Genomic DNA, 13,983 nt, shown 5'->3' with positions numbered 1-13,983 from the left:
TCGCGTCGCCCCACTCTTTCCCGCGAACGATGCGGTTCGCTGCGCTCACCACATCCTACTCGCTGTCGTGTTCGCGCTTAGTGGCTGTTTCGGGTTTAAGAATGTAAAAGCCGCAGAACAGGGCCGAAGAGGCAGTCGTGGATGCATCAGTGAGCGCTTTCATTCCGAAGCATTTACAGAATCAGCGCGGTGCAAAGCCATAAGATTTGCGCTGCTTTTTATTCAGTCGGTCTTGAATGAACCGTTCATTTATAGAAGGAGGCCGTATGACAGACAATATCATCGTGATTAATTCCCGCGATAACGTGGCCGTCGCGCTGATGACGCTCTCGGAGGGAGAAACAGCTGCGGCAAAAGGGTTGGAGCCATTTACCGTTCTCGAGAAAATCCCGGCGAGTCACAAGGTTGCTTTACAAGACATCGCTGCCGGCGAAGAGATCATTAAATACGGCGAGATCATAGCGATCAGCACTCAGGAAATCAAAAAGGGACAATGGGTACATACACATAACCTGGAAAGCGAGCGGTGGAAGAAATGAGTGAAATAACAGGATATCTAAGAAAGAACGGAGACTTCGGAGTCCGCAACCATGTCTTGATTATGCCCACCGTCTCCTGTGTCAACGGAGTGGTCCAGCGCATTATCAGGGATGTGCCCGATGCGGTTGGGATTACCCACGCTCATGGATGCGGCCGGGGGGGGCCAAAAGAACTTCGGATTCTTTTTCAAATCCTCTCCGGAATGGTGCTCCATCCCAATGTAGGAGGAGTGGTCCTCATTGGCTTGGGCTGCGAGGTTTCCAACACGAAAAATCTGGCTCCGCTTTTAAAGGATGCGGGGAAGCCTGTGGAGATTTTTAATGTTCAGGAGGACGGTGGGTCTCTGAAAACAGCGCAGAAGGGAACCGCCGCGGCCCGGCGAATCGTGGACGAGATCAGGAATCAAGAACGTGTTCCGATGCCATGGGAGAAACTAATGGTCGCCATGGAATGCGGCGGTTCCGATGCCATGTCGGGTGTAACCGCGAACGTGGCCTTAGGAGCTGTGTCAGACCTGTTGGTGGGGAATGGCGCCACGGTCATTTTCGGTGAAAACACCGAGATGATCGGGACGGATCATATACTGAAGCGGCGAGCAAAAAACGAGCAAGTCGCCGAACGGATCGGGAAGATGGTCGAGGACGCGGAAAAACTGACGCACGATGTCATGGGCCCTATGGCCAGTTTGGTAATTTCTCCGGGAAATATGGACGGAGGCATGAGCACGATCGCGGAAAAATCCATGGGTTGTATTTTCAAAGGCGGATCCACTGCAATCAATCAGATCGTGGATTATGGTGAGGCACCCACTGAAAGAGGTCTTATTTTGCAGGATGGGCCCGGATATGATGGAGACTCTATGGCTGGATTGGCCGCCAGCGGTTCCCAGATCATGCTCTTTTCCACCGGAAGAGGAACACCGGCCGGATTCCCGATTATGCCGGTAATCAAGGTGTCCAGCAATTCCCGGACCTATGAAGCCATGTCGGACGATATGGATATCAACGCCGGGAGGATGCTGGAAGGCGAGTCGCTCAACGGCTTACGCTCGGAGATGGTTGATTTGATGATCCGGGTGATCAACGGTGAAAAAACCAAAGCAGAAACAAATGGCATGGATGTCTTCACCTTCATGACCGTTTATCCGCCATTCTAATTTCAAAATCCGACGATTCCGCTGAAAGCCAACAAAAATGAAAGAGGGCATTTATAAAACAGGTGGATGGAACGCGCACTTTATTCTGATTGTCTGCTCCCTCCTGTACATGGTCAATTATATGGACCGCCATGTCTTGTCGGTAGTGCTGCAGCCGATGAAGCGGGACCTGGAACCTTGCGGACTCTGCGGCAGGGGCGCTACAAACGGTTCTAAAGCGTCAACGCACGTGAGTATGCTTGACTGGGGACGGGCATACGAGGCACGCATGGAGCGCAGATGATTCCGAGCAGAGCAAAAATACTGCTGAAACAAACAATAGTGGTCTTATGCATTTCTTTTGCGCTCCTGGAAATTGCCCTCAGAACATTGCCTTCGATTGTACCGGGCCTGTCGTACAAGGACTATGCGTACAATATGTGGCGCGGAAAACCATATTCCAAAGACTATGATTTTCAGCTCAACTCACGAGGATATAAGGACGTTGAATTCGCTCAAAATAAGGCGCCGGGAGTCTATAGAATTATCGGCATAGGGGATTCCTTTGCTTACGGAGTAGTTCCTTATCGATATAATTACCTCACACTGTTGGGACAAAACCTTAAGAGGTGCGGGGATTATGAAGTCATAAACATGGGAATCGCGGACATGCAACCAGAGCACTATTTGGCTCTGCTCAAAAATGAAGGGCTGGACCTGTCGCCAAACCTTGTAGTAATCAATCTATTCCTGGGCAATGACCTGAAAATAGCGGAATCGACCAGACCCTGGCTGCATTCCTATACAGTCCGGGCCGTAAGAAGCTTGTATGCCGCTCACAAAGGCTCCGCCAACGATCCCCGCCACGTTCCCGGCAGTCAGTATTGCGATGACTGCCCTTCTTTCAATCCGGAAGCCTTCACTAAAATTGAGAAGAAACGTAGCGTGTTTTTCAGGAAAGACAGCAAAGAACTAACCGCAGGGGTCGTTGAAGCTATGAGATGCGTACGTGCAATCAAAGATGTCTGCGATGATCGCAAAATCGATCTTTTGATTGTGGTAATTCCTGATGAGCTTCAAGTTAACGCAGGGCTTCAAGCCGAAGTTGTCAAAGCCCTGGATGGTAATCCTTCAGATTACGACTTTGAGATCCCGAACCGATTGTTGGCTTCGGGATTCGACAAAATATCCGTTAAGTACCTGGACCTATTGGAGGCATTTAAGCAGGCGACGCTTCAGAAGCGTGTGTACAAGCCTCAAGACACCCATTGGAATATTGCCGGCAATGCTTTAGCAGCTGACCTGATTGCCAAACATCTTGCTCGTGTCACGGGATTGAATTGCGATGACCTGCTGCAAGCACGCAGCAGGCAGTGATCAACGGGAACAGAGTCGATCAAGGTGCCCGATTTTTTTGCCGCGAGCGATGCGGTTCCACCGCGTTCCACACGGGGTTACCACGTCCTACCCAGGCAAAATGAAATGAGTAAAGGGCACGGCGTGCCGTGCCCCTACCTCAATCCGGGACTGTTCCTCGGTCCAAGGGGGCCAGAGGTTATCTGTAGCAGTTCTCGAAAGTTATCACGGATTTACTCCCGGGTGTCACGGACCTGGGCTCCGCCAGGTCCGTGCCGGCGTTTTTGAAAAACAGTGAGGTTGTCCCCAGAATTGAACACCAAATTGAAAAGCGAGCCGATGGTACGGCAAAACAGGGAATCTTCCGAGTTATCGTGGCGATAGAAACGGCGGGAAGCACGGACCTGGTAAGGCCCAGGTCCGTGGCACCCAATACAGAAGGCATCGCTTGACAGAAGGGGCTACTATAGCTTTCCCCAAGAGCTGTTCCCGAATGGCGTCGCACTGCTGGACAAGCCAGCAGTGGCACCCAGAAGTTAATCCGCGTTCATTTTCGAGAGCTACCATAACATTAAAGTGCGTAATATTACTTCTTTAGCTTCTTCGCTTCCTCCTCTTGGAGTTGCTTGAGGCGCTGCTGCTGCTGTAGTTGCTGCTGTTGTTGTTGCTGCCTCAACTGTTGTTGACGGGCCTGATCCTGCTGCAGTTTCAATTGTTGCTGCCGAGCCTGCTCTTGCTGTTGCTTCATCTGTTGCTGTTGCAGCTGCTGCTGTTGCTGTTGTTGCTGTTGTTGCAGTTTCAACTGCTGTTGGCGTGACTGGTCTTGCTGAAGCTTTAACTGCTGCTGCTGGCGCGCCTTGTCCTCCTGAAGCTTCAACTGTTGTTGGCGAGATTGTTCCTGCTGAAGTTTCAACTGTTGCTGCCGAGACTGATCTTGCTGCAGCTTGAACTGCTGCTGCCGCGACTTGTCCTCTTGAAGCTTCAACTGCTGCTGGCGGATGCGCTCCTGCTCCTGACCCGAGCGGTCTTGCTGTAGCCGAAGTTGCTGTTGGCGTTTCAACTCTTCACTTTGTTTTTTCTGCTGCTCTTGGTCCAAGCGCCGCTGTTGAAGCACCTTCTCCTGATCCTGTTGCTTCAGACGTTGTTGCTGGATTTGTTTTTCACGGTCTTGTTGCTGGAGCTTCAGGCGTTCCTGCTCTTGCTGTCCCTTCAGACGCAGTTGTTCCTGTTTTTGCAGCTTCAGCCCTTCCTGCTCCTGCTGTCCTTTCAAACGCAGTTGCTCCTGTTGAATCTGAAGCTGTTTCTTACGGTCCTCCTGTTCCAATCGCCGCTGCTGAAGCGCCTTCGCTCGGTCCTCCTGTTCCAATCGCCGCTGCTGAAGCGCCTTCGCTCGGTCCTCCTGTTGCTGTTTCCTCAACTGCAACTGTTGTTCCCGTTCCTGTTGCTTTTGTTGCAGTTGCAAGGTGCGCTTTTCTTCTTGTTGCTTACGGAGGTCCAGTTGTTGCAGCTTCTTCAGCTCAAGTTGTGTCGGAGGAACCACTCCAGGCATGCGCTGAAGTTCCTGTGGTTTCTTGAGCTGTTCCTGTTTTTGCAGGTCGGTTTGCCGTTTCTTCAGGTCCTCCAGGCTCTGTTGAAGGGTTGCTCGCTTTTCTCTGTCTTTCTCACCTGAGATTTGTTGCTCAAGGTGTTGCTGGCGCTGCTGCATCAGCTTCATCGCGCCCGCGCCCACTGCGGCCCCACCTACTATGGCCAATGGCGTGGACAGCTCCTGCATTTTGCCTATAAGCTCTTTTTGCTTTTCGGGATTCCTTTCCCTGGCAGCTTGAGCGGCAAGCTCCTCAGCTCTGCGCCGGTTGGCTTCGACCTGTTGTCCTGCCTGCACTGACTGTTGGAGTTGTGTAACCTGGTTTTCAAGATCGCTCCGCTTTGCAGGATTGGGGAATTTGGTCAGGTCCTGCTTCAGGGCGGTCAACCTGGTCGGATCAAGGGCCTCGGGCATACGCGCGGCTTCGGTTCTGTCCAGCCGCCCTAAGAGTTGTTTCTGGATTTTTTCCTGGGAGTTTGGGTTCTTTTCTTTGGAAAGCTGCGTAACAAGGTTCCTGAGGTCGGATTGCTTCGGTGAAATGGGCAATTTGCCTTCAGCAACGTCGCTTCTGAACCGTGCCAAATCGTTCCGTAAGGCCAGACGCTTTTGCGGATCTTTCTCCCTGGCCAGTTGGGATCGCAGGCCTGCAAGCTCGTTGCCTGCAACGTTTACCAGTCGATTTTGGACCTCCCGGTCCGTTCTCAGCCTTTGTTGCAGCTTGTTCATTGCGGCCAGGTTCGCGGGCGAAGTGAAGGATTGAGCCAGGGCGTTGTTCAGATTCAAGCCTCTGGGCAAGCGAGGGGCCAACTGCTGTTCCTGGTGTTGCAGGCCGGCAACTCTTCCTTCCAGGCGGCGGAGCCTGCCACCCAGCCAGTTGGTTCGGAGGTTCAAGAAGTCAAGTTCGTTGCGGGCCTGCCGCAATAATGCCGGATTTCGACCCAATTGGGCCAGATACATGGCATGGTGGAGATGGCGCTGGCGAGCGCGCAGGCCTCTGAGATAATCCCAGTCGTTGTAAACCAGGCGTTCCAAGAAGAAACGCCTTGCCCAAACTACCACAACACCCGGATCGTAGACCCAGCCGTCGAAGTACGACAATGGGATTACATACTCTCCAATCCCGGGAACAACAATGACACAGCCAATACCCGGCCTTGGAGGCAACACGGTGATTTCCTCATAGGGGTAGAAATCGTATTCGTCCCAGTCTTCAACATAATACTCGGGTGTAGACGGATACGCGTACGTAGTAAGCGGCTCGGGCTGCGTGACACGGGGCGGGAGAGGCGCGGGCTGAACTTCGGCCGCGATGGCGCAGGGTTCCTTGGTAGCGAGGATCGTCCCGGGGAGAGTTGTTTGGCCGATCAGCCTGTTCACGTCCTCCAAAGACGACGCAAGCGCTTCGAGGCGGGCCTTTCCTTGCTCAATATAAACGGTTTGGCACTGGGATACTATTTGTTCCTTGGAATCACCTGTTGAGAGATTGCTGACCCTCAAGTCGCCGGCCACCACAGTAAGCACGGTTGTTGATGAATCGTACACCTCTACGATGAAATCCGCGGGTTGATCGAACGCTGCCGGTTCTATCAAAGCCACCGGCGTCACAAGGGAATATGGAGCAGCCCCTCCTGACCGGCCGGTTGCGACTCGCACAATTCCTTCAACGACTTGAAAGATATCGCTTTCGCCTGTCGCTGTCTGTCCCCGTGAGAGAAAGAGAGAAGAGAAGTCTCCCATCGAGGTCCCGACGCCATTGTCCCAATTCAGAAACAGCCTACTGTTTTCGCCGGTGCTTATGCTATTCCAGGCCTGGACCGTATCCCCGCTTCGCAGTTTCTGCGACTCTTCCCGCCCTTCCAGGGTCACTTCACCTTCGCCTTGAATTGCCGCTACAGTCGCGCTCGGTCCTCCGCCGCTCTGGGAAAGGGACGTTGGCGGACAACTCCAGGAAATGGCCATTAAAACCGCTGTGAGAACCGCTGCTACAATGTGTTTATGACCAGCGCCTATCAAACTATGCATCTGCACCCCCTATCACGTATCATGAGCGAATACTCCTTGGTTGTTCATTCCCATGTATCGGTGTCTGTGTAAATAGTATGCGGCAATTGCCAATGATTGCTGCACCTTTCTATTTAGGACTTCAGGTTCGGCGATTTGGTTCCGGCTGCCTCCACGCGTGCGGCCCCAGGCCGCCTCAAATGTTAATTCGATAAACGATACGATTCCTGACGAAACTGACTATGAAACTTCGCGCTTGCTTTGATGTCGCAGTACGTGGAGGCTGAAATTTGGAATGGGAAGGCCTCGGAGCAACTTTTCGGACCGCAAGAAAGCATTCTATGTTAAACCGTCTTTGTAAGGGGTTTCCTGACACTAATATCTAAGGAGAGGATGATTATGAACAGCACAGGTGAGGGACCGGAACTTTGGAAAAGAAAATACGAGCCTTTCAGCGATTGGCGGCCCGCTTCGACCTCTTCCAAGTCGGTTCTCGAAGATCCACTGGGAGAGGCACAGAGGCTTACGGAGTCGTTGAGGAAGACCTTGGAGCCATTGGCCGGAGAAGCCAAGGGCAAGATCTTAGAGATGGCGTCGGTGGTGGTTGAGGTCGCCGGCAAATCTTCCAACGAGACGAGATCGCTTCTGGCCAAAACGCTTGAGTCTCTGGCCGAGAAGATAAAGCCCAAATAGGACGGCGGACACCCAGGATTCTCGAACCTTCTTGCCCATGAAAACACTGCGCCGGCCGGCACGATTGCATGTAAATCATGATTCGGCCAAAGGGTTCGCGCGTCCCGAAACTTAAGGCCCGCGAGTCTCGCCAAGAGTGTCAGCGGGGGCATGAAACGAACGCGGAGAAGAGTGGGGATCAAGTTCAAGGCATGAGACGAACGCCGCACCTGTGGAGTAGACGACGTGAAACCTCGAAAGAAAAGGAGAAAACCGAAACCCAGGAATGTTCTGGTCCCTGTTATGGTCACCCATTGCAAGGGTGGACCCCACAAGGACAAGAAGAAGGAATCCAGCCGTAACGCCTGCCGCGAACAGACTACGCCGGAAGAGGAATCAGATCCCGGTCTTGTTGTCTAACAATAATAGACGGCCGATAGTATCGTTGGTTGATTAAACCGTTTGCCGCAGCAGCGCAAGGGTTGTTGCTGGGGTGCCACTCCCGGCTCAGCAGTGCGTTTGCAAGAAAAAACACTGCTGGACGAGCCGGCAGTGGCACCCGATGTGAAACGGACACTATTTCGGGAACGGACATATGCGCCATTTGCGGTCAAACACGGACCTCCCAAAGCCCAGGTCCGTGGCACCCCCTGGCCGATGTTGCTTGGCTGTTGGGTGCCACTGACCTGGTTCCCAGGTCAGTGCTGTTTTTGATCTAAAGTCGTCTTCACCGTCTGAAAGCGACCTGTTATGAAAGGCCTTTTCAGACGAGGACATGCGGAGTACTGCCGTGGTCGAGTACATACCCGATACGAAGGTCCATATTTACAGGCGAGTTTCCGGGCCGTTCCCTGCGTTTCGGGACCGCTACCACGCAGGCCTGGAACTGGTGAAGGAGTTGAACCGCGGACCGCAAGCGAACTCGTTTGTCCTGGCCTTGCCGCGGGGTGGCGTCCCTGTGGGAGCTGCGATTGCGGACTATCTCGAAGCTCCGCTCGACCTCGCGCTTGTGAGAAAACTCCCGTTGCCGAGTTCTCCCGAGGCAGGCTTTGGGGCCGTGGCCATCGACGGGAGCCGAATACTGAACACACGAATGGTGCAGCACTTTCGTCTTTCCGACTTGGAAATAGAGTCAATATCCGAAGAAGTGGCCGAAGAAGTTCGGCGTCGTGCCCGTGAATATCGCGGGACCGTAGATCCTCCGGAAATACGAGGCAAGGACGTTTACTTGGTAGACGACGGCCTGGCCACAGGCTACACTGCCATGGCAGCGGCAAAGATGATTCGAGCGCTCGGTCCCAGGTCTATTACACTTTGCGTGCCGGTCTCACCCGCTGATTCGGTAACAAAGGTTACGCCTTACTTTGACGTTATCCATTGCTTGATTGCACAGGATTTTCCGCCGTTCGCGGTCGCATCGTTTTACAGCCGCTTCTCGGACATGTCGGACGATGAGGTTCGGCAGGTCCTCAAGAGTCACCGTTCCGCGCCTGCGGCCTGACCGCATCAGCTTTGAACCCGCCCCCCTTCATACTGATTTGCGATCCCACTTGGAACACGGCAGAGAAGAAGCACGGACCTGCTTGGGCAGGTCCGTGGCACCCAACACCGTTGGAAGTTGAAAATATTGGGTGCCACTGACCTGGGCACCAGGTCAGTGCTGCTTTTGCTGCGAAGTCATCTTCACAGTTTGAACGCGAGGTGGTATCAGCCTCCAATTTCGCCGGGTGTTTGAGGGCACTTCTTCGCGGAGCTGCCGGCCATGAATTTCTGCGCGGAGCGTTGATTATGAGGCTGTCTCAAAACTGGAAGATCTTATGCAACCGGCGTCACATGTTGTAGGGGCGGTTCGTGGACCGCCCGCAATCAGGGCGCTTCTCGAAGCGCCCCTACACGGATCCTCTGCACTTAAAGGTTTTGAGACCGTCTCTTATTCACAGGTCCCATAGGGGGGAAGGCCTTGACCGGGATAGCCTCTCGGATAGGGAACCGGAGGGGCCCCCACGGCGAAAGGGGGCGGCCCGGCCAAGGGTGGGCCACAGAAACCCGCGCCCTGGTAACCGAACGCGCCAAAACGATAAGCGTCGATCTGGCTCTGGCTTACTCCTTCTATCATGGTGCCGTCACGGCCCCAACTGTACGCGGCATCTGTCGCGAAAGGCGCAGCCCACACGATTAGTGCCAGCGAAAAGATCAACGACGCTCTGAACATGGAATGTCTCATGATTCTATCCTGTTCATTTTGAAATTATCAGTCCCTGGAGGTTCTTATACAACATTTCAGCCTGTTCCAGCAAATCGGGCTCCAATTTCTTGTACCGCCCGATTATGTCATCGCGATCCGGCGAATCTGAAAACCATTCCAGGAGTATCTCGGCCGTGACTTCCAGGTGAAACTGCAATCCGTAAGCATTGCGATACCTCAATGCCTGATGAGGGCAATCTTCGGAGTAGGCCAGCAATTTACCTCCTTCCGGAATATGGAACATGTCTTCATGCCATTGGAGCACATCCAATGTTCCCGGAAGTCCCCGGAAAAGGGCGTCCTCGCGGCCTGCATCCGAGAGAGCGATCTTGCCCCAGCCTACTTCCTTCACAGGCGATTTGGTCACCTGAGCACCCAGGGCCTTCGCAATCATCTGGGCTCCCAGGCAAATGCCGAGCACGGGTTTGCCCGCGTCAATCGCTTGTTTGAGGAAATGTGTCTCCGCACGCAGGAAGGGATATTTCTCCTCTTCGTACACATTCATAGGACCGCCCATGCTAACTATGGCGTCGACATCATCAGGACCGTCCGGCAGCTTGTCACCCGCGTACAGCCGGGCGGTGTAAATTTCGGCACCTATCGAATCGAAAAACGTCCCTAAAGTTCCGGGGCCTTCGGATCCCACATGCATAATTACGAGTATTTTCATGTTTATTCCTTGCTCTCCCTGCTAAATTCGCGTTATTTGCTTCCGCTTCGATATTGATTTGTTATGGGGAGCCTCCTGTCTCTTCCGAAAGCCTTGGGGGTAATCTTGACTCCGGGTGGGGCCTGGCGGCGCTTGTATTCGTTGCGATCCACCATGCGCACTACTTCCCTCACGAGGTCCGGATCAAAGCTTTCGATTTCATCAGGCGCCTTGTCTTCTTCCACATAAGCCTTAAGTATTGGGTCCAGCACTTCGTATGGCGGCAGGCTGTCCTCATCCTTTTGGTCGGGTCTGAGTTCCGCTGAAGGCGGCCTTTCAATCACACTGCGTGGAATTATGTCCTTGCCGGCCTTTTTGTTAACGTATGCAGCGAGTTCATATACAAGGGTTTTCGGCACATCTTTTATTACAGCGAAGCCTCCCGCGGTATCACCGTAAAGAGTCGAATAGCCTACCGCTGTCTCGCTCTTGTTTCCCGTTGTGAGCACTAGGAAGCCAAACCTATTGGACAGCGCCATGAGAATGTTGCCTCTGATGCGGGCCTGCAAGTTCTCGCCTTCCACGCACGGGGTGCCTTCACGGAACGGCTCTTCCAGCGCCTCGAAGTATGAACCCAAAATGTCCTTCACAGGCACGGTAATCAGCCGCATGTTCAAATTTGCAGCCAGGTGACCCGCATCTGAGAAGGTTTCGTTCGAAGTGTATTGCGACGGCATTGTTACGCCGACCACGTGCTCCGATCCAAGAGCATCCACCGCGACGGCAGCCACCAGGGATGAGTCGATCCCGCCGCTGAGTCCTATAACCACATTTCTGAAACCGTTCTTGCGGACATAGTCGCGGGTCCCAAGCACGAGGGCCTTGTAAATCTCCTCGATTCGATCCACCTCAAGAGTTATGGACCGAGTCACAGGCTTTCGGACGGACGCATCAGCCGGCGGGAGCGCTCTGATCGGTCCATTCATATTCCACGGCCGGTTTTTGCGGGGAGCCGGGGTTATCTCAATGTCGGTGACGAGAAGGTCTTCCTCGAACATTGCGGCGCTCGACAGTAACGTTCCTTTTGAATCCACAACCATGGAGCCGCCGTCGAAAACCAGTTCGTCCTGGCCGCCGACAAGGTTGTTGTAGAAAACCGTTGTCCCTGTGGCCGCCGCGAAACGGGCCACTATGGCACGTCTCAAGATCAACTTGCCGGCGTGATAAGGGGATCCTGATATGTTCAACACGAAGTCCGCGCCGTTTTTCGTGGCACAGCTCTCAGTGTCCGACCCGGGTATCCAGATGTCTTCACAGATCGTGACAGAGAATAGCGCTCCGGCCAAGTCAAAGACAAGACAACTCGAACCCGGCACAAAATATCGCTTCTCGTCAAACACTCCGTAATTGGGAAGCTCTATTTTGTGATACACGTCAATCAGCGCCCCGTCGCTTATCAAAGCCGCCGCATTGTAAACTTTGCCGTTAACCCTGTGAGCGAACCCCACAATCAGGTTGATCCCTCGGCAATGTCGGACGAGTTCGTCCAGCGCGGCAAGGTTGGCCCTCAAAAACCCCGGTTTGATAAGGAGATCTTCGGGAGGATACCCGCACAAAGCGAGTTCCGGAAATGTGACAATATCCACGGCCTCGGTTCTTGCGCGATCGGCCCAGGCGCGGATCTTCTCAAGGTTCTCCCGGAAATTCCCCACCGTAGTATTCACTTGGGCCTGAGCGACTCTCAATGACGCCATAACAAGCCTCCCCGAAGAGTCTCGGGAGAGTATTCCTCTGCTCCGTCAACATTAAATTCGTTCGCCTTCAAAATGGGAAAAAAGGACGAAAAAATCAAGCCCGCGTGGAAAACTGTCTCAAAATCGAATTTCAGGAAAGGATCGTGCCACGAATTTGCTGGAAGCCGTGGGCGTTGGGCAGCCCGTAGGCTACGGCCTCCGGGTGCCGAAGGAATAAGAGGTCTGCACCTGTGACATAAGAACCGGATTATCAATCACGTAGGGGCGCAAGACCTCTTGTCGCTTCGCGACCCGCTGGTAGGACCGGCATCTTGCCGGTCATTCTGATAGACAGGCTGGAAGCCTGTCCCACCGAACGTCCGGCTACCCAGGCCGTAACACGCTTCCGCGGCAGGAGTTGATTTTGACACAATCTCTGAATCGCCGGGCTAATTCCGGTCCGTCCCTCCGGGACGCAAGAGATTAGGAACTAAAAGCAATCAGCCGCCGGGGGCCACTTTGGTCCGCGACGGCTGATGACTTGCGCGCTGTCTGTCGACCGTTTGGGGCGCCTATATGTCGAAATATAGAGCGAACTCGTACGGGTGCGGTCTCCTTCGCACGGGATTCAGTTCTGCGTCGGTTTTGTACTCGATCCACATGTCGATAGCGTCCTGGGTGAACACGTCGCCTTTCAGCAGGAACTCATGGTCTGCTTCCAAGGCGTCCAGAGCCTCTCCCAAGTCTCCCGGGGTCGACGGTACGGCTTTGAGTTCCTCCGGCGAGAGAGCGTAGATGTCCTTGTCCAGAGGCTGTCCGGGGTCCATTTTGTTCTCTATGCCGTCCAGAGCGGCCATCAGAATGGCGCTGAAGGCCAAGTATCCGTTGCAGGAAGGGTCGGGGGTGCGATACTCGACCCTCTTGGCTTTAGGCGAAGCGCTGTACATGGGAATACGGCAGCAAGCGGAGCGGTTCCTTGAAGAATAAGCCAGTTTATTGGGAGCCTCAAACCCTGGGACCAACCGTTTGTAGGAATTGGTGGTGGGATTGCAGATTCCGCATAGAGCCGGGGCGTGCTTCAGGATTCCGCCTATTGCCCACAGGGCCTCCTGGGAAACACCGGCGTATTTGTCCCCTGCGAAAAGAGGGGTGTCGCCACGCCAGATGCTTATGTGTGTGTGCATTCCCGACCCATTGTCCTCGTACAGGGGCTTGGGCATAAACGTAACGGTCTTGCAGTGCCGTTTTGCAACATTCTTGAGGACGTACTTGAACCACATAAGCTGGTCGCCCATCTTCACAAGCGGAGCGAACTTCATGTCGATTTCGCCTTGCCCCGCGGTGGCGACCTCATGGTGCTGAGCCTCGATAGTGATTCCAAGGGCTTCCAGGACCAGGGTCATCTCAGTGCGAATGTCCTGAAGAGAGTCCGTAGGAGATACTGGGAAGTAGCCTTCCTTGTGACGCGGTTTGTAACCCAGGTTGGGGTTCTCTTCTCGTCCTGTGTTCCACCAGCCCTCGATGGAATCCACTTCGTGGAAGCCGTGGTTCGAACCGTATCCGTAGCGAACATCGTCGAAGATGAAGAACTCGGCTTCAGGTCCAAAGTACGCCGTGTCGCCGACCTTCGTGTACTTCAGGTACGCTTCGGCCTTGCGTGCGATGTTGCGCGGATCTCTGGTGTAACGCTCCTTGGTTACCGGATCCACAATGTCACAGATCAAAGACAGAGTAGGATGGGCCATAAACGGGTCCATGACCGCGGTGTCGGGATCGGGGATGACCAGCATGTCGGATGCGTGGATTGGCTGCCACCCACGAATCGACGATCCGTCGAACCCGAACCCGGACTCAAAGGAATCCTCTTCCAGTTCGTGAAGGGGCACGCTAAAATGCTGCCACATGCCCGGAAAGTCCATAAATTTCAGGTCCACCATCTGTGCTTTATTCTTCTTGGCGAACTCCAACACTTCTTTTGGCTCCATGCCTTGCTCCTTTTCTATATGAAGTCTGTACGATCGTCCCGCTGCCGGGAAAACCTGTTCTCACACGAATATTTAATACCAG

At 53.8% G+C, this 13,983-nt stretch carries 11 protein-coding genes; 6 read left to right on the top strand and 5 right to left on the bottom strand.

Annotated features, from left to right (window positions below; translation table 11 throughout):
- The first annotated feature begins 266 nt into the window (after window positions 1–266).
- The 3 genes from HY913_05445 (at window position 267) to HY913_05435 (ending at window position 3,052) form a co-directional block, all read left to right on the top strand.
- Window positions 267–539, top strand: a complete 273-nt coding sequence (locus HY913_05445; GenBank protein ID MBI4962704.1) for a UxaA family hydrolase — start codon at window positions 267–269, stop codon at window positions 537–539.
- Complete coding sequence (locus HY913_05440) at window positions 536–1,696, top strand: UxaA family hydrolase (GenBank protein MBI4962703.1); 1,161 nt, start codon at window positions 536–538, stop codon at window positions 1,694–1,696. The genes HY913_05445 and HY913_05440 overlap by 4 nt, the downstream gene beginning before the upstream one ends.
- Window positions 1,697–1,975: 279 nt before the next feature.
- A complete protein-coding gene (locus HY913_05435; protein ID MBI4962702.1) occupies window positions 1,976–3,052 on the top strand; it encodes an SGNH/GDSL hydrolase family protein in 1,077 nt (358 codons plus the stop codon).
- Between the two features lie 565 nt (window positions 3,053–3,617).
- On the opposite strand, the gene HY913_05430 is transcribed toward HY913_05435, so the two are convergent.
- Window positions 3,618–6,638: a hypothetical protein gene (locus HY913_05430; GenBank protein ID MBI4962701.1), complete on the bottom strand. Its 3,021-nt coding sequence runs from the start codon at window positions 6,636–6,638 to the stop codon at window positions 3,618–3,620.
- A gap of 378 nt (window positions 6,639–7,016) precedes the next feature.
- On the opposite strand from HY913_05430, the gene HY913_05425 reads away from it, so the two are divergent.
- From HY913_05425 to HY913_05415, 3 genes are all read left to right on the top strand, one after another.
- Window positions 7,017–7,310, top strand: a complete 294-nt coding sequence (locus HY913_05425) for a hypothetical protein (GenBank protein MBI4962700.1) — start codon at window positions 7,017–7,019, stop codon at window positions 7,308–7,310.
- A 225-nt stretch (window positions 7,311–7,535) separates the two neighbouring features.
- The gene (locus HY913_05420) at window positions 7,536–7,709 is read left to right on the top strand and encodes a hypothetical protein (GenBank protein ID MBI4962699.1); all 174 of its coding nucleotides are present in this window, start codon (window positions 7,536–7,538) and stop codon (window positions 7,707–7,709) included.
- 355 nt (window positions 7,710–8,064) lie between these two features.
- Window positions 8,065–8,790, top strand: coding sequence for a phosphoribosyltransferase (locus HY913_05415; GenBank protein ID MBI4962698.1), 726 nt, complete (start codon window positions 8,065–8,067; stop codon window positions 8,788–8,790).
- A gap of 429 nt (window positions 8,791–9,219) precedes the next feature.
- On the opposite strand, the gene HY913_05410 is transcribed toward HY913_05415, so the two are convergent.
- The 4 genes from HY913_05410 to glnA form a co-directional block, all read right to left on the bottom strand.
- Window positions 9,220–9,513: a hypothetical protein gene (locus HY913_05410; protein MBI4962697.1), complete on the bottom strand. Its 294-nt coding sequence runs from the start codon at window positions 9,511–9,513 to the stop codon at window positions 9,220–9,222.
- 13 nt (window positions 9,514–9,526) lie between these two features.
- The gene (locus HY913_05405) at window positions 9,527–10,204 is read right to left on the bottom strand and encodes a type 1 glutamine amidotransferase (GenBank protein MBI4962696.1); all 678 of its coding nucleotides are present in this window, start codon (window positions 10,202–10,204) and stop codon (window positions 9,527–9,529) included.
- A 32-nt stretch (window positions 10,205–10,236) separates the two neighbouring features.
- Complete coding sequence (locus tag HY913_05400) at window positions 10,237–11,937, bottom strand: NAD+ synthase (GenBank protein MBI4962695.1); 1,701 nt, start codon at window positions 11,935–11,937, stop codon at window positions 10,237–10,239.
- 551 nt (window positions 11,938–12,488) lie between these two features.
- On the bottom strand, window positions 12,489–13,901 hold the full coding sequence (glnA, locus tag HY913_05395; protein MBI4962694.1) for a type I glutamate--ammonia ligase: 1,413 nt from the start codon (window positions 13,899–13,901) through the stop codon (window positions 12,489–12,491).
- Between the last annotated feature and the right edge of the window lie 82 nt (window positions 13,902–13,983).

It is taken from the genome of Desulfomonile tiedjei (assembly GCA_016212925.1).
Lineage (GTDB): Bacteria > Desulfobacterota > Desulfomonilia > Desulfomonilales > Desulfomonilaceae > JACRDF01.
This window is presented reverse-complemented; position numbering and strand designations above follow the sequence as displayed.

Coding starts and splice junctions, on each gene's coding strand:
- HY913_05425 (MBI4962700.1), top strand. CDS start 7,017: ATGAACAGCACAGGTGAGGGACCGGAACTTTGGAAAAGAAAATACGAG.
- HY913_05430 (MBI4962701.1), bottom strand. CDS start 6,638: ATGCATAGTTTGATAGGCGCTGGTCATAAACACATTGTAGCAGCGGTT.
- HY913_05400 (MBI4962695.1), bottom strand. CDS start 11,937: ATGGCGTCATTGAGAGTCGCTCAGGCCCAAGTGAATACTACGGTGGGG.
- HY913_05435 (MBI4962702.1), top strand. CDS start 1,976: ATGATTCCGAGCAGAGCAAAAATACTGCTGAAACAAACAATAGTGGTC.
- HY913_05415 (MBI4962698.1), top strand. CDS start 8,065: ATGCGGAGTACTGCCGTGGTCGAGTACATACCCGATACGAAGGTCCAT.
- HY913_05410 (MBI4962697.1), bottom strand. CDS start 9,513: ATGAGACATTCCATGTTCAGAGCGTCGTTGATCTTTTCGCTGGCACTA.
- HY913_05405 (MBI4962696.1), bottom strand. CDS start 10,204: ATGAAAATACTCGTAATTATGCATGTGGGATCCGAAGGCCCCGGAACT.
- HY913_05440 (MBI4962703.1), top strand. CDS start 536: ATGAGTGAAATAACAGGATATCTAAGAAAGAACGGAGACTTCGGAGTC.
- glnA (MBI4962694.1), bottom strand. CDS start 13,901: ATGGAGCCAAAAGAAGTGTTGGAGTTCGCCAAGAAGAATAAAGCACAG.
- HY913_05445 (MBI4962704.1), top strand. CDS start 267: ATGACAGACAATATCATCGTGATTAATTCCCGCGATAACGTGGCCGTC.